Raw genomic sequence first — 16,820 nt, forward strand, 5'->3', positions numbered from 1 at the left:
GACAAAAAATGAATATGAGAGTTGTACTTAAACTATTAGGTACAGTATTAATGTGGGAATCGATTTTAATGATTCCCTCACTTATAATAGCCATACTAGATAATAGTTATGAAATTAGTGCATTTATTATTTCTATAATAATTATTGGTGTACTTGGTTTTGCTTTAATGAACATAAAAACTAATGGTTTTCAAATGAGAAATAGAGAGGGTTTTGCAGGTGTTGCCATATGTTGGGTTGTTATGTCTTTACTTGGTGCTTTACCTTTTTATATAAGTGGTGCAATTCCAGCGTATATTGACGCAGTATTTGAAACTGTTTCCGGTTTCACAACTACTGGTTCAAGCATACTAACAGACATTGAAATTCTACCACGTGGTATACTGTTTTGGAGAAGTTTCACACACTGGATTGGGGGTATGGGTGTACTTATACTAACATTAGCACTTATGCCGTCACTTGGAGCTCGTTCAGTTTTTCTAATGCGTGCAGAAAGCCCTGGTCCTTCACCTGGAAAATTAGTGCCTAAAATTTCCGAAACAGCAAAGTTATTATACATAATCTATGCTGGAATGACTATCATTCAAATTATACTTCTAGTTATAGCAAAAATGTCACTTTATGATGCATTTATTCATGCTTTTGGTACTGCTGGTACTGGAGGTTTCTCAAATAAAGGATTAAGTGTTGGGGCATATAACAGTCCCTTAATAGAATGGATAATAACAATATTCATGCTATTATTTGGAGTGAACTTCTCACTTCATTATCTTCTTTTAAAAGGAGATTTTAAGTCAATTCTAAAAAATGAAGAGTTTCGTTTGTATTGGTTGACTGTTATAATTTCCATTATAATTATATGTATTAATGTTTTACCATTATATAATTATTCTGTAGCCGATTCTCTTACAAAGTCATCATTCCAAGTTGCTACTATTGTTACTACTACCGGTTACGCAACAACAGATTTCAATTTATGGCCTATGCTTCCAAAATCAATACTTCTAATGCTCATGTTCTTTGGAGCATGTGCTGGTTCTACTGGTGGTGGAATAAAGTTTATAAGAGTATTGTTGTTATTTAAAGCTGTTGCATATGAAATAAGACATACGGTTCATCCAAATTCAATAGGTACAATTAAAATTAATGGAAGAAAAGTTGATATAAGTGTTATGTCAGGAATTATGGTTTTCTTTTTTGCGTATGTAGCTACAATGATTGTTGCAATATTAATTGTGTCTTTAGATAACTTTGATTTTATGACTACATTTTCAGCTGTCTTAGCTACCATAAGCAACATTGGACCAGGATTTGAAATAGTAGGTCCAATGGGTAATTATGCTGATTTTTCAGTATTAAGTAAAATTGTCCTAACATGTTGTATGATTATAGGAAGACTTGAAGTAATGCCAATTTTTGTATTAATGTCACCATCTATATGGAAAAAAAGATAGCAAAAAGATGTGTTAGGGACTGTACCCAGCACATCTTTTTAATTTACAATTGATACCCTCTTCTAGTAATTATTTTCCCATCTTTAATATATGTAGAACTATTGCCAACTATTACTATACTTAGCATGTCTACTAACTCATAATTTATAGTATCTAAAGTACATATATGAACTTCCTGATTTTCTCTTGTTGCATTTTTTACTATTCCTACAGGTGTTGAAGAATTTTTATACTTTTTCATTATATCAAATGCTTTTTCTAAATAATGTGGTCTGCCGTTACTTTTTGGGTTATACAGACATATAACAAAATCACCTTCTGATGCTAATTCTACTCTCTTATATATTAGTTCTAATGGAGTTAGCAAATCGCTTAAACTTATGTGGCAGAAATCATGCATCAAAGGTGCTCCAAGAACGGAAGCCGCCGCCGTTGATGCGGTTACACCGCTTATTACTCTCACATCTTCATCTTCTGACATTTCCAGAACAAGACCTGCCATACCATATACTCCTGCATCCCCGGAACTTATTACAGATACTATTTTACCTGTTTTTGAAATTTCTATTGCTTTTTTAACTCTATCTATTTCTTGTTTCATTCCATTTGAAACAATTTCTTTTCCATTTATTAAATCCTCTATCAAGTTTATATACGTTTTATATCCGACTATGACATCTGAATTTTCAATGGCACTAATAGCTTCATGTGTCATTGTTTCATAGCTTCCTGGACCTATTCCTATTACATATATCATTTATATCTCCCATTTTTTATTTATTAGTATAGTTGTAAAATAAGAAACATCCTCTTTTTTAATGCTTTTTATATCTGCATATACTTTTTCTTCATTCTTTGATGAATTGCTTACCACTATTGAATGTTTTTCAAGTTTTTCTTCTAGTAAAAGATTTATAATTTCATCGAAGTTTTTATATACCTTCATCAATACAATAGAATTTTCATTTTTTACATATTGTTTAATTTTTTCTAAACCCATTGTAGCAGGTACTACTACTAATGCATCTTCACCTTCAACCAACGGAAAATTATTTTTAGACGCTATATCTAAAAATGACGTTATTCCGGGTATTGTAACTACTTTAACTTTATTCTTGAGAATTCTTAATAAATATATATATGTGCTGTATACCATAGGGTCACCGATAGTAACAAATCCCACGTTCTTCCCTTTTAACACATCACTTTCTATTTCCGAAGCTATATTGTTCCATGCATTCTGTAACTCTTTTGTATTATAATTCATTGGAAAATGCCTGTCTTTAATCAAAGTGCTTTCTTTTAAGTATCCTCTGACTATTTCATGTGCCACACTAAAGGAATCTGCACTTTTCGCTGTCGGAACGTACAATACATCTAATTTTTGCAATACGTCAATCCCATATTTTGTCACTGCATCAGAACTTCCAACGCCTACTCCTATTCCATAAAACATAATTGTTCTCCAATCGCTCTAAATGTTATAAAGCAAAGCATTGCAAATTGCCGCTGCAATATTGCTGCCGCCTTTTCTGCCCTTTGCTACTATGTATTCTAAATTTTCCAAACTCATTATCAGTTCTTTAGCTTCTACTACATTGACAAACCCAACGGGAACTCCTATGATTAGTTCGGGTTTGAATTTTCCTTCTTTTATTATTTCATGTAGCTTTATCAATGCCGTAGGTGCATTTCCTATGGCAAATATTACAGGACCCTCTATCTTCGATGCCCTCTCCATAGAAATTGTAGCCCTTGTTTCTCCTCTTTCCTCAGCTTCTGTAAAAACATCCTCATCGGCCATGAAACAATGAACATTTACTCCATATTTTGCGGCTACCTTTTTATTTATGCCTGCTAATGCCATGTTTGTATCAGTTACTATGGTGGCACCATTTTTTATTGCATGCTTTGCATTTTTTATTGCATTTTCTGAAAAGCATAAATTTTCTAAATAGTCAAAATCCGCCGAGGTATGAATCGCTCTTTTTATTATTGGTTCCTTTTCAGGGTCTAGTATTATATCTCCCAGTTCCTTTTGAATTAATTCAAAGCTTCTTTTTTCAATATTATGAGGTTCTACAAATTTTATATTGTTCATTTTTTCTCCCTGTAATATAAAACAATTATTTATATTCAAAATTTACTGCGTAATCATCTATAGATGCCGCAACTGTTACGGAATTTTTTATTGTTTTACTGATTATCAATTTTTTATTTTTATTACCTATCATTGATGCTCTTTCGCAAACACTGTCAACACCTGCAATAGATTTTACAAAATCAGAATTAGAAAATTTTCCTTCCAAATCATTAAGTTCTTCTTTGGTATAAGTATAAAATGGAACCTTAAAAATTTTGGAGGTTTTTAGAATTCCTTCCTCTTCTTTTTTTAAATCTATTGAATTTATTGAATTTATTGCAAAATGTGATATTTCATTTTCAGATAATATATCCTTTATTGCATTGTATATAGTATTGCAAGGTGTTCCCTTCCTGCATCCTACACCAATTGATATTATTTTTGGAATCAAATTTAATGTATTTTTAAATGGTTTTTTATTACTATCTAAGCTTACACAAACCCCGATTTCTTTTTCATTTATATCTATTTCTTCGGGTATTTCACCTTTTATATTGAAATCACAACACAAACCTATTTTTTTATTTTCTAATATATCCGCTGCAATATCTCTGGCTGATTTAAGACTTAATATATGCATGCTTTTATTGTTAGCCCACTCATCAACTGCAAATTTTCCATTGATATCAGTAGCTGTAGTAATTATTGGGTCTCCTCCTGTAATTTCTGCAATTTTTCTAGCAAGTTGATTGGCTCCACCTATGTGTCCACTTAAAAGAGAAATAACATTTAAACCCTTTTCATCAACACAAATGACGGCAGGATCTGTTTTTTTACTCCTAACAAAAGGAGCAATAGCCCTAACTGCAATTCCAACAGCCCCTACAAATACTATGCAATTCTTATCTTTAAATGATTTTTCAGTACTTTTATACAAATTTTCCTGTCTAATCACAACATTACAAGCTGAGTTTACATATTTTTCAGGTACATATGCTGTTAAATCAGGTTCTTTTAATCCCTCTATAATTTTATCACACAGTTTGGCACCATTACTTGAAAAAGCATATATATCTATATTCATTTAATCTTCGCTCCTAGATGTGAGAGACACTGTACCCAAAGCATTGTATATTTTCCCCATATCAAGTGATTTTCTTACGGAATCTGCTAATAAGTCATATTGACTTTCTTTGTAAGATTTTATATCGAATTTTTCTAATTCATCAACGCTCATACCTTTTTGTTTTAATAATATATTTACAACAGAATTTACAACGTCACTGTTGTCGAATATTCCATGGATGTAGCTTCCTGCAACATTATCACAAACACATCCATCATACTTATTATTTGATTCTCCTGCCGATACATCAATTGTATTTAGAAAATCGCCCTCTAAAATTTCAGTATCTCCCATATGGATTTCATAGCCAGTAACGTCTATACCTGATAATTCATGATAGAATCCATTTATTTCATTTATTTTACCGCTTACCTGTGTTCTTGTTTTTTGCTTATAAAATGTTGTTATGTTTTTAAGAAGCCCCAGACCTTTTATACTCCCGCCAGCCTCAACATTATCAGGGTCATTAATCATTTCACCAAGCATTTGATAGCCGCCACAAACACCAAAAACTGCTTTACCTTCACTTACATGTCTTATTATTTTAGATTCAAGTCCTGATTGTCTTAGCCATTTCAAATCCTCAATTGTGTTTTTAGTTCCGGGTATGATTATCATGTCAGGGTTTCCCAGTTCTCTTAGATTCTTGACATATCTTAGTGATACTCCCTTAATCATAGAAAATACGTTAAAGTCAGTAAAATTAGATATACGTGGCAGCCTTATAACTGCAATATCTATGATGTTGTAGGTTTCATTCGATACTAATTTTTCAGAGAGGCTATCCTCATCATCTATGTCAACATTTAAATATGGTACTACTCCCAGAACATCAACATTAGTTATGTCTCTTAGCATATCTAGTCCAGGTTTCAATATTTCTACGTCCCCTCTGAATTTATTAATAACGAAACCTTTAACCCTAGATTTTTCTTCTTCATCAAATAAGAGCATTGTTCCAGCTAATGATGCAAATACTCCACCCCTGTCTATATCTCCAACTATAATTACAGGGGCATCAACCATTTTCGCCATTCCCATATTTACAATATCCTGTTGCTTCAAATTTATCTCAGCAGGACTTCCTGCACCTTCAATTACTATTATGTCGTATTCATCTGTCAATGAATTAAATGATTTTAAAATATGTGGAACAAGCTCATTTTTGCAAGTGTAATATTCCTGAGCTGTCATATCTCTTAAAACTTCACCATTTAATATTACCTGTGAACCCTTTTCACCTGTAGGCTTTAATAAAATAGGATTCATTCTTACATCTGCATCAATACCCGCCGCTTCAGCTTGCATAACTTGCGCTCTTCCCATTTCTAAGCCTTCTTTAGTTATGAATGAATTAAGGGCCATATTTTGAGATTTAAATGGTGCTGTCCTATATCCATCTTGTTTAAATATCCTGCAAAGTGCGGCGGTAATTAAACTCTTGCCTGCATTTGAGGTTGTTCCTTGAACCATTATAACCTTAGCCATAGAATTATTCCTTTCTCTTTCTTATGTTATATTCTCAATTATATCAACATATCCTTTTTCATGTTTTCCAGTTATTGAACTGGTTTGATGATCAGATACGATAATTATCTTTGTTTTTTTCCCAACATTCATATAAATTTCTTTTAAAAATTCTCTATCTATTTTTTCAATAAATTTAATTTTTCCATTTAGGTCTTTCCTATGTGATACTTCATCTGTTCCGTTTATATGAGCTATTACTGTATCATGATTCTTAATTTCATTTAATACAGCCTTCGATTTTTCAAGTAAATCAGTATCTGTGTCTCCAGTTGAATTTTCGAGATGGGCTAAATTAATTTTCATCGCCTTTGCAATACCTTTAACTATTTCTGCACTACAAACACAAGAGCATGATTTTTTATGTAACTTTAAAAATGTTGGCAAAATAGTTTTTTCTGATACACCCCATGGATAAAACATATAGTCTGCATCATTCAATTTATAACGGTTATTTTTTATAAAATCATTCAGGCTATCTACACTTTTTATATGACTAAGCATATAATCAATACTTTGTCCAACATTTTCATGTGGTGGCATATCAACTAAATTCAATATTTCATCACTTCTTTTCATTACTATTAAATTTCGATAATCACTTATATGGTAAAATCTAATAGATTCATCTGAAATTGTGTTTTTTGTAACATCTTTCATTTCAGAATTGGTTAGTCCCTTAGCATTAAATGATTCTAATTTATTATTTTTGATGCTAACAAGATTGCATCTAAGTACTACCTCATCATATGCAATATTTATTCCAGCAGCCAATGCTTCCAGATACGCTCTATTTTTTGGAATCAGCTTTTCTTCTACTCCTAAAATTGAAAGTATACAAACCAGACTATCTGGATCTCTATTAGTTGGATAAAAACAGGTTTTCTCATGAATACCTTCATTTATTATTTTATCCAAAATTGGAGTATTTGCATATTCTAATGGGGTCATATTATTCAGTTGTTCAAATTTACCTTCACTTATTCCATCTAATATAATCAATATTGTTTTCATTTATTACCTATTATTTCTTTTAAGTTTTCTATTAATATTTTATTTTCATATTCTGATTTCACAGCAATTCTATAATAGCTATCATCAAGATTTCTGTAATTTGAACAACTTCTAATAAGTATTCCTTTTTTCAAAAGTTCATCATACAAATTAATTTTTCTTATTAATTTAAAAAATATGTAATTAGCATGTGCTTCATATATTTTAATATTTAGTCTATTCATTTCATCAATCAAATATTGTCTTTGTTTCTTTACATACTTAACAGATTTTGTCACGTATTCTCTTTCTTCTAACGATGCTACTCCTGCTGCTTGAGCTATTGTTGATACATTCCAAGGTGGGCCGGATTTTTTCAAGTTAGCAATAACATTTATATTAGATGACATGCAGTATCCAAGCCTAATTCCAGGAATCGCATATATTTTAGTAAATGCTTTCAGCACAATTAAATTATCGTATTTTTCCATTAAATCAATCGTACTATATTTCTCTTTATTTTCAACAAAGTCCATGAAGCATTCATCAATAACAATTGTCGTATTCATTAATTTGCAATGTGAAATTATTTTTTCCAATAATATTTTATCTATAATTTGTCCTGTAGGATTATTGGGATTACATATAAATACAATATCTGTATCAATTTTTATATCATCTATTATCTTATCTGTTAATTTAAAACCATTTTCCTCTTCTAATGTAAAATACTTAACATCGGTTCCTACCGTAGTTAATGCCTGCTCATATTCGCTGAATGTAGGTGATATAAGTATTGCATTTTGTGGAATCATACATAAAGCAATTCTAAATATTGCTTCTGCCGCTCCATTGGAACAAAAAAACCAACTTTCCGGTATTTTTTCACAATTTGATAAACCCTTTATAAGCTCTCTTGAGTTAATGTCCGGATATCTAATTGAGTATTTGATTGAACGAATAATTGCTTCTTGGACATTGTCAGGAATTCCAAAGGGATTTATATTAGACGAAAAATCTATTATATCGTCTTCATCAATTCCAAATATTTTTGATGCTCCATATATATCTGCACCATGACTATCGTTATTCATATTTCCTCCTCAAGAAATCATTCTAAAACAAAATGACTATTACTATTCCTAATATCAAACATATAAATGAAGTTAAATACATCAGATTATTTGCCTTTTTAATATCTTCTGCTTCAATAGGTCTGTCATCATCTCCTATAGTCTGCTTTGAAACCAATATACCTCCGTAATAGTTTCCTCCACCGAGGCTGATGTTTAAAGCGCCTGCACATACTGATTCAGTTTGTGCAGAATTAGGACTGAGATGATTGTATCTGTCTCTTTTATATATTTTGTATGCATTTTTAGAATCCATACCTAAAATCATAGAGGCTATTATCATTAAATATGCTGAAATTCTAGATGGTAAGTAGTTGGCAACATCATCTGAAATAGCTGAAATTCTTCCAAAATCAATATATTTTTCATTTTTATATCCTACCATTGAGTCAAGTGTGTTTATAGCCTTGTACATAAAACCTAATGGCGCCCCACCAATTAAAATAAATATAATTGGTGCAATAACACCATCTGAAGTATTTTCTGCCACTGTTTCAACAGCTCCCTTTGCTACAGAAGATTCATTTAAGTTTTCTGTATCTCTTCCAACAATGTAAGACAAATACTTTCTTGCATCAACTATATTATTTTCTTTCAAAGCTTTATATACCTTCATACTCTCATCTCTGAGGCTTTTAGTTGCAAGTATATAATAGCACATAACGCTTTCTAATGTTATTGCTAAAATCAGATTAATACTTGAAGCTAATACAAGTATTAAATATGGAACAACAAAAGATGTCCCTACAACTAACATCCATAAGATAGTCCCAGCTCTTCTTTCGTCATCTTTATTTTTACAATTTGTTCTAAGCTTTTTTTCAACTGTACTTATCATATTGCCAATTAGTTTAATTGGATGAAAGAAACCGTGAGGGTCTCCAATGATTAAGTCTAATATATATCCTATAATTAGTGAAATCATAATTGTGTCCTTCTGTTTTTGCTATTATTATAGCAGTTCTCTGTACTATATTCTGTACACTTTTCAATAAAATTTCGTGCAAAACCTATATTTCCAAGGAAATGGAAATGTGGATATCCCATAAATTTTGTTTCATCTGCAATTATACAATCATACCGTTTCTCAGATTGAGGTTTTTTTGCTGTAAATGAACTCCCCTTATTTGTACTTGTGCTATAATGAAACTCATGTACATTTATAGACTGACCCTTATTGCACATTAAATTATCACAATTAGCCACTAGTGTAGCATATCCGAAATTTTCTAGTGACTTTGTCATATTGCTTTGACCCTCTATTGCCCCAACTAAATTGTGCTCAATGGCATTTTCATCCTTAAAGCTTTCCATTAGGTACATATATCCTCCACATTCAGCAAAGGTAGGCAGTCCCATATTAATCTTTTCCTTTAAATCCTTTAACATAGATTTATTCTCTGATAATTCTTTCATGTAAAGTTCAGGATAACCTCCACCTAAATATAAACCACCTATGTCTTTTGGCAGTTCCTTGTCATTAAGTGGGCTGAATTCAACTATTTCAGCTCCTAATTGTTCAAACAAGTCTAAATTATCTCTATAATAAAAGCAAAAAGCCTTATCCATTGCAACTGCAATTTTAGTTTTTCCTACCGTTTCTATATTAGATTCTTCATATTCTAAAACACTAGAGTTTAATGCAAGTTCATATAACCCTTCTAAATCAATAGTTTTAAGTGAGGCTTCTCCAAGTTTTTTTACTATATCTTCTAAATTTCCAATTTCCTGTGCTGTGACAAGTCCAAGATGCCTGCTTTCCAGTTTGCAGTCCTGCAAGTAAGGCAGATAACCATAAACCTTAACATCTGTATTCGATTCTATTATATTTTTATAATAACCGTATAAGCCCTTTGATATATCATTTAAAATAACACCTTTAATATTGCTTTTTTCTCTGAAATTTTTAAATCCTTCTATTAATGCACAAACAGACGCTGCCATACCTTTGCAGTTTAAAACTAATATTACAGGACAGTCTAATAGTTTGGCTAATTCATAAGTACTACAGGATGTATTAGTCCCTATTCCGTCATAATAACCCATTACGCCTTCAATAATGGATATATCAGCATCTTTGCTATTTTTACACAGCACATATTTACAATTGTTTTCGCCTATCATAAATTCATCTAAATTCCTTGATGGAATTTTTACAACTTCTCTGTGAAACATCGGGTCAATATAATCTGGACCTGACTTATAAGCAGAAACATTTTTACCCCTCATTGAAAAAGCTTTTAAAAGTGATGTAGTAATTGTAGTTTTTCCACTATTGCTGCTTGCTGCTGTAATCATAATTCTTGGTACATTACATTTAACTTTAATATAAACCACTTCCTTTTCCGCTAATTATATATATTGGATTCTGACCCATCATCATGTCATATCGACTAATTTTTTTTGATTTAGATATTGAAACATTTACTATTTCTACATCTTCAAATTTATATTTTTCCATTGCTTCAAGGGCTTCATTTAAGCTTTGAAGCGTTATAGTGTTTATTACAATATTAACATGAGGGCTTTTCTTTAATAAGCAATCGAATATTGCATCCATATTGCCACTGCTTCCACCTATAAACACGGAGTCTGGTTTTGGTAAATTATCCAATCCCTCTGGTGCAACGCCTTCAATTATTTCAATATTATAAACTTTGAATTTTTCTATATTTTCTTTAATTAAATCAATAGCGCCTTTATTTTTTTCAATAGCATATAATGTTCCACCGCTCAATTTAAGGGCAGTTTCTATGGATACGGAACCTGTACCCGCACCAATATCATACACAATAGAATCAGATTTAAGGTTAAGCTTTCCGATTGAAATTGTTCTGACCTCACTTTTAGTCATAGGCGCATGTCCAGTAATAAATTCATCATCTCGTATAGAACGAAATCCACTATCTATTTCTATCGCATTATCATTATGTATTATCATTACTGCAAGACTATCAAAATCCATATTTGCAATACTAGAAGACTTATCTTCTATAATTCTTTCATTGTTATAAGATAAATTTTCGCCAACGGAAACTTGAAGATTACCTAAACCTTTATCAACTAATAATTTGCATATATTTTTAGGCTTTAATTCTCCGCCTGTAAGCATAAATGTTTTTTTATTGAACATTATATTTGAAATAATATTTAAATTTCTGCCATGAGCGCTGACAAATTTTATGCTGTCCCACGATAAGTTTAACTTTGAACAAAAATACTGGAGTGACCCTATCGCTGGTATATTCTCCACTTTAATAGATTCATCTTGTTCTAGTATTTCAGTTAGTTTTTTTGATAAGCTGTAAAATCCTGTATCACCAGAAACTAAAACTCCGAAATTTTTATGTATGTTGTCTTTTGATATGTATTCATAAATATCCTCTGCTTTAGAACTTTCAAATGTATCTTTATTTAAGTATATAAAATCGGACAGCATTCTCTTAGCTCCAATTAAACAATCAGAATTGCTAATTAAGTCTATTGATTTTTTATGTGTGAAATCTAAATTACCAATACCAATCCCTATTATACTAACATTCTTCATTAATAAGTCACCTCTTTATATTAAAGTAATTTATGATTTCATCTAATGTCAAGCCGCTTTCATCAGGTTTTCTGATTACAAGGCATTCTGCACCAGTTTTAATGCAAGATTCAGCCTTTTCTGTAAATCCTCCTGAACTGGAACTTTCCTTTGTAACGAGGTACTTTGCATCAATAGTATTTATTATGGCAGTATTTAGTTCTTCGCTAAATGGACCCTGCATACATATAATATTTTTATTTGAAAATCCTAATTCAATAGACCTTTTCAGTGAACTTTCCATAGGCAGAATTCTAACGTACACTCTTCTATCACAGTTATTTAAATTTACAAACTTATTAAGATCCTTGCTACCTGTTGTAAGTAGAATATTTCCTTCTTTATCATTTAAATATAAAACACACTCTTCAATAGTATCAAAATATTTGCATTTCATATCTACAACTGATTCCCTAACAACTCTAAGGTATTCAATATTGCAATAATCTGTTGCTTTCATTATATTTGCTGTAACTATTTTAGCAAATGGATGAGTTGCATCAACAACAAAGTTATATTTTTTCTCTAAAAATAACTCTATCATTTGCTTTTCATCTAATCTGCTTTGATATACATTCACATTTTCTAATTTGTTTACAAACTGTTGTCCATACTCTGTAGCAATAAACAAATCTGTCATTATATTATTTTTAGATAAGATTTCAAAAAGTAACCTACCCTCAGTCGTACCTCCAAATATACAAATATGTAATTTATTCATATTACTCAATACCTTTTCTGAACTCATGAGTGAATGTCGGATTGTAAAGTTCACTTCTTTCATATTCATCACCGAGAAAATATCCAACTAAAATTAATGCTGTTTTATTAATATTATTTTCTTTCATCACAGATGGAAGGGTACTTATTGTACACTTAAATATTTTTTCATCAGGCCATGTAGCTTTATAAACTACTGCAACAGGGGTTTCAGGTTCGTATCCACCTGCAATCAGTTCTTTAGATAGTTCCTCAGTTAAACCAGAGCTTAAAAACAATACCATTGTCGCCTTATGGGCTGCAAATGAACGTATGCTCTCTCTTTCAGGCACTGGAGTTCTACCTTCCATCCTAGTTATAATTACGGATTGGCTAACATTAGGCAATGTGTATTCTGCACCAATAGAAGCGGCTGCTCCGCAAAACGAACTTACCCCAGGTACAACTTCAAAATTAATATTCAAACTTTTTAACATATCAATTTGCTCCCTGATAGCTCCATAAATGCTAGAATCACCAGTATGTAATCTAACTGTCATTTTATTTTCTAATTCCGATTTTTTTACTTCTTCTATAACTTCTTCTAAGGTCATATGTGCACTGTTGAGTTTTTCACAACCTTCTTTACAGTAATTTAGCAGTTCAGGATTTACTAATGATCCTGCATATATAACTTTATCAGCTTCTGTCAATAATTTATGCCCTCTCATTGTAATTAAATCAACCGCTCCCGGACCTGCGCCTACAAAATATAACATATATTTCTCCTTTAGTTTAATATACCTTTCTCATTTGAGTATATTATTAATTTAGTTTTTATTTTATTATCAACTCTTTTATTTATATAAAATTCAGCTCTTTCACTTACCTTATCTATGACTTCTTTTTCAATATTTTCTCTAATTAATATTTCAATAGCCTGTTCAGTGGTAATTGACGATAGAATTTCTTTTACGATTTCTTTATCTGCTCCAAACAATGCTGCATAGCAAGCTAAAACTTCCATTCTGAAATCACCATTGTGAGAATGAGTATTCATCATGCCGCCTGCAACTTTGACCATTTTTCCTATGTGTCCGACTATTAGAATCTCATCAAATTCTAGTTCTAATGCATAGTCTAACACTTCTCCTAGATAGTTGCTAAACTTTAAACTGTTATCTCCACGAATACCCAGTGTTTTATCAATGAAGGATTTTGCATAATTACCGGGGAAAGCTAAAATTTCTTTGTATCCCTTTTCTTTAATAACCCGCATTTCTACTTTTAAACTATCAATTAACGCTTTTTCACTCATAGGCTCAACTATACCTGTAGTTCCTATAATTGATATTCCGCCTATAATTCCTAAATGTGGATTAAAAGTTTTTTTTGCTAGTTCTTTCCCTTCTGGTACTGAAATAAGAATACTCACTCCTCCACGATAACCATATTCATCACAAACTTTTTGAACATTCTGCTTTATCATTTTAATAGGAACAGAATTAATTGCGGCATGTCCTACAGGACAATCCAATCCTTTTTGAGTAACCCTACCAACACCTTCGCCACCATCTATACTAATAACATCTGTATGATCCAGTCTAACATACGCGTAAATTAAAATACCATCAGTTACATCTGGGTCATCACCACTATATTTTTTTACACAACAGCTTGCTTGATAGCCATTTATAAAAGGTTCAAATATACTAATTGATAAAACTTCGCCATCAGGTAGTCTTACAAAAACACTATCTATAATATTACCAGAGAGCAACATTTGTATAGCAGCTGTTGCAGAAGCAGTAGCACATGTTCCAGTAGTGATACCACATCTTAGTTTTTTTCCATTTTTAACAATATAATCCTTCATAATAGCCTCTAGTATTTTTAAATTTTTATCGCATCTTAAAAACAAAAAAATCCTCCAATTTCTTGGAAGATGCAATAATCACACAAATATTCTCATATCATTAAAATTATTTTAGATAATCCTCCCGAAAATCAACAAACATAATTTGGCAGGTCTCCTGACTATCGGTTCATCTAACATTCACCTTCCCGTGTTATAAACACAGTGGTATATAAATATTATCGCCTTTCACAGTAGCGGGGGCTGTAACAGATTCAACTGTTTTCCCTTTTAAAACAAATTGTTACCAAATCAATCTATATTCTATTGGTTTAAATTATATAATAAGGAAGAATAATTGTCAATAAATAAATAAAATTGGGTATTTTAATTATTTTTTAGTTATTATAAAGTAAATCCCTCATAAAATTAAATAAGATAATAATTTTAGGGGGCTACTTATGGAAAAATTTTTCAAAAGGGTAAATTCAATATTTTTAATAGCTATCGTCATTATGATTTTAATGACTATATATGGTATTCTAACAAAATCTACTGAAACGATAATAGATGCTTCAAACGAAGCTGTAAATAATCAAAAAATAAAAATACTAATTGACCCTGGACATGGTGGAGTTGACCCTGGAACATCTGGAGACCTAAAGATAGCCGAAGCTCCTATAAATTTAGAAATATCCACTAAACTTATGAAATTCTTAGAAGGTGGCGGATTTGAAGCAGAAATGACTAGATATGAGGATACTGGATTGTATACTGAAAAGTCTTCTACGATTAGAGCTAAGAAAAATGAAGATTTAAATAACAGAGTTGACGCCATCAATAATTCAAATGCTGACTTAGCTATATCTATTCACCTCAATTCATTTCCACAAAAGCAATATTATGGAGCTCATGTTTTTTACAAAAAAAACTGTGAAACAAGCAAAATAGCAGCAGAAATGCTACAAGATAATCTAAAGGAAATACTAGATAAAGATAACAATAGAGTTCCGCAAGCAAAAAAAGATATAAGAATTATGGACAATTCAACTATACCTACAATACTTATTGAGTGTGGTTTCTTGTCTAATAACGAGGAAGAAAAAAAGCTAATTACTGATGATTATCAAGAAAAAATCGCTTGGGCAATTTATACAGGATTGGTTAAGTATTTTAATGAGCAATAGAATAATAGACAATGATATTAATTAAAATTTTTATCATCTTTATATTTCGTTCAATGCAAAGAGACGATTTTCAAGATACATAATATACACTAAAAATCGTCTCCTATTAATTTCAACAATAATACTATTTCCATTATAAAATCTCTAATTAAAGATATTCACAATCTATTTTTTAATCTGAATATCATCATATTCTACAGGATCTGAATTTATTAGTTCCAGTGATTTATCCAACATTTTAGATGGAACATATAAATCTATGCCAAAATTATTAGCTCCAAAGTAAACTTCCATAATTCCACCAGAACCTTTGTTTTTTTTCATAACTGGTATGCCGTATGATTCAAGCATTGAAATAATAATTTTTGCATCAATATCATTTAGATCAGACAAAAGTAACACTGCTTTATCATCATCAATAAATTTTTCTGACATATTTACACATCCTTTACAGCTTTATTGTCACATCGTAACACCTAAATTTTATGTTAGATGCATCCTTTGGAAAAATCTGAAGAACATACCGTCTCCGTATTATTCTCATCATTATTTTGTTGGAGCAATTCTATTACATATTTTTCTATTTCTTCTGGTGTAACTGTTGGTGCGAATCTTGCTACTACAGTTCCTTTGCTGTCTATTAAAAACTTAGTAAAGTTCCATCTTATATCTTTTTCAGCAATTCCTGGCGTATAACCTTTAACTTTTTGATAAAATTTATCTGTACCATCATTTTTAGTTTCATCAACAGTAGATTTCAAATATTTGTATAACGGTTCTTCATTTTCTCCATTTACTTTAATTTTAGCAAATTGTTTAAATTCAACACCAAAACTTAATTTACAAAATCCAACTATTTCTTCATTTGTTCCTGGCGCTTGTTCTAAAAATTGATTGCTTGGAAAATCCAAAATTTCAAAACCATCAGGACTATATTTTTCATAAAGTCCCTGAAGACCATCATATTGCGGTGTAAATCCACAACCTGTAGCACCATTTATTACTAGCAATACTTTACCTTTATATTCTGACAAAGAAAAATCTTCGTCTTGTATATCTTTTACTATAAAATCATATATTTTCATGTAAGCCTCCTATTTTTATTATATTTAATATATACCCTGATTTAAGAGTTCTAAGCATGAAAAATATTTTTTTACTTTACAAATACCTTAAA

At 31.0% G+C, this 16,820-nt stretch carries 17 protein-coding genes and 1 riboswitch; of the genes, 2 read left to right on the forward strand and 15 right to left on the reverse strand.

The genetic code is table 11. The annotated features are described in order from the left end of the window. Window positions 1-8 precede the first annotated feature (8 nt). Complete coding sequence (locus J2Z76_RS04510; RefSeq protein WP_209510810.1) at window positions 9-1,454, forward strand: TrkH family potassium uptake protein; 1,446 nt, start codon at window positions 9-11, stop codon at window positions 1,452-1,454. Between the two features lie 43 nt (window positions 1,455-1,497). Here J2Z76_RS04510 and cobJ read toward each other — a convergent pair whose 3' ends face one another. The 13 genes from cobJ to cbiD are packed head-to-tail and all read right to left on the reverse strand — an operon-like array spanning window position 1,498 to window position 14,522. Further along, on the reverse strand, window positions 1,498-2,211 hold the full coding sequence (gene cobJ / locus J2Z76_RS04515; RefSeq protein ID WP_209510811.1) for a precorrin-3B C(17)-methyltransferase: 714 nt from the start codon (window positions 2,209-2,211) through the stop codon (window positions 1,498-1,500). Continuing rightward, complete coding sequence (gene cobI / locus J2Z76_RS04520; protein WP_209510812.1) at window positions 2,212-2,910, reverse strand: precorrin-2 C(20)-methyltransferase; 699 nt, start codon at window positions 2,908-2,910, stop codon at window positions 2,212-2,214. A gap of 18 nt (window positions 2,911-2,928) precedes the next feature. Beyond that, entirely contained in the window at window positions 2,929-3,555 is a 627-nt protein-coding gene (locus J2Z76_RS04525) for a precorrin-8X methylmutase (protein ID WP_209510813.1), read from the reverse strand. A gap of 25 nt (window positions 3,556-3,580) precedes the next feature. Then, entirely contained in the window at window positions 3,581-4,621 is a 1,041-nt protein-coding gene (locus J2Z76_RS04530; protein WP_209510814.1) for a cobalt-precorrin 5A hydrolase, read from the reverse strand. After that, window positions 4,622-6,151: a cobyric acid synthase gene (locus J2Z76_RS04535; protein WP_209510815.1), complete on the reverse strand. Its 1,530-nt coding sequence runs from the start codon at window positions 6,149-6,151 to the stop codon at window positions 4,622-4,624. Between the two features lie 21 nt (window positions 6,152-6,172). After that, window positions 6,173-7,204, reverse strand: coding sequence for an alkaline phosphatase family protein (locus tag J2Z76_RS04540; RefSeq protein WP_209510816.1), 1,032 nt, complete (start codon window positions 7,202-7,204; stop codon window positions 6,173-6,175). Further along, complete coding sequence (cobD, locus tag J2Z76_RS04545; RefSeq protein WP_209510817.1) at window positions 7,201-8,277, reverse strand: threonine-phosphate decarboxylase CobD; 1,077 nt, start codon at window positions 8,275-8,277, stop codon at window positions 7,201-7,203. Before cobD ends, J2Z76_RS04540 begins: the two co-directional genes overlap by 4 nt. A gap of 22 nt (window positions 8,278-8,299) precedes the next feature. Continuing rightward, window positions 8,300-9,241 carry an adenosylcobinamide-phosphate synthase CbiB gene (gene cbiB / locus J2Z76_RS04550; RefSeq protein ID WP_209510818.1) on the reverse strand — a complete coding sequence of 314 codons (942 nt, stop codon included), beginning with the start codon at window positions 9,239-9,241 and terminating at the stop codon, window positions 8,300-8,302. Continuing rightward, on the reverse strand, window positions 9,238-10,653 hold the full coding sequence (locus tag J2Z76_RS04555; RefSeq protein WP_342455009.1) for a cobyrinic acid a,c-diamide synthase CobB: 1,416 nt from the start codon (window positions 10,651-10,653) through the stop codon (window positions 9,238-9,240). Before J2Z76_RS04555 ends, cbiB begins: the two co-directional genes overlap by 4 nt. Further along, complete coding sequence (gene cbiE / locus J2Z76_RS04560) at window positions 10,640-11,863, reverse strand: precorrin-6y C5,15-methyltransferase (decarboxylating) subunit CbiE (RefSeq protein WP_209510819.1); 1,224 nt, start codon at window positions 11,861-11,863, stop codon at window positions 10,640-10,642. Before cbiE ends, J2Z76_RS04555 begins: the two co-directional genes overlap by 14 nt. 7 nt (window positions 11,864-11,870) lie before the next feature. Continuing rightward, window positions 11,871-12,692, reverse strand: coding sequence for a precorrin-6A reductase (cobK, locus tag J2Z76_RS04565; protein WP_342455010.1), 822 nt, complete (start codon window positions 12,690-12,692; stop codon window positions 11,871-11,873). Beyond that, window positions 12,625-13,380: a precorrin-4 C(11)-methyltransferase gene (gene cobM, locus J2Z76_RS04570; protein ID WP_209510821.1), complete on the reverse strand. Its 756-nt coding sequence runs from the start codon at window positions 13,378-13,380 to the stop codon at window positions 12,625-12,627. The genes cobK and cobM overlap by 68 nt, the downstream gene beginning before the upstream one ends. A gap of 11 nt (window positions 13,381-13,391) precedes the next feature. Continuing rightward, window positions 13,392-14,522 carry a cobalt-precorrin-5B (C(1))-methyltransferase CbiD gene (gene cbiD, locus J2Z76_RS04575; protein WP_209510822.1) on the reverse strand — a complete coding sequence of 377 codons (1,131 nt, stop codon included), beginning with the start codon at window positions 14,520-14,522 and terminating at the stop codon, window positions 13,392-13,394. Between the two features lie 85 nt (window positions 14,523-14,607). Beyond that, window positions 14,608-14,783: riboswitch (cobalamin riboswitch) on the reverse strand. A gap of 134 nt (window positions 14,784-14,917) precedes the next feature. On the opposite strand from cbiD, the gene J2Z76_RS04580 reads away from it, so the two are divergent. Then, complete coding sequence (locus J2Z76_RS04580; RefSeq protein WP_209510823.1) at window positions 14,918-15,643, forward strand: N-acetylmuramoyl-L-alanine amidase; 726 nt, start codon at window positions 14,918-14,920, stop codon at window positions 15,641-15,643. A 165-nt stretch (window positions 15,644-15,808) separates the two neighbouring features. On the opposite strand, the gene J2Z76_RS04585 is transcribed toward J2Z76_RS04580, so the two are convergent. Together J2Z76_RS04585 and J2Z76_RS04590 are read right to left on the reverse strand one after the other, a co-directional pair. After that, the gene (locus J2Z76_RS04585; RefSeq protein WP_209510824.1) at window positions 15,809-16,078 is read right to left on the reverse strand and encodes a putative signal transducing protein; all 270 of its coding nucleotides are present in this window, start codon (window positions 16,076-16,078) and stop codon (window positions 15,809-15,811) included. 53 nt (window positions 16,079-16,131) lie between these two features. After that, window positions 16,132-16,728 carry a glutathione peroxidase gene (locus tag J2Z76_RS04590; protein ID WP_209510825.1) on the reverse strand — a complete coding sequence of 199 codons (597 nt, stop codon included), beginning with the start codon at window positions 16,726-16,728 and terminating at the stop codon, window positions 16,132-16,134. Between the last annotated feature and the right edge of the window lie 92 nt (window positions 16,729-16,820).

The sequence above is a fragment of the Sedimentibacter acidaminivorans genome, assembly GCF_017873955.1.
Lineage (GTDB): Bacteria > Bacillota > Clostridia > Tissierellales > Sedimentibacteraceae > Sedimentibacter > Sedimentibacter acidaminivorans.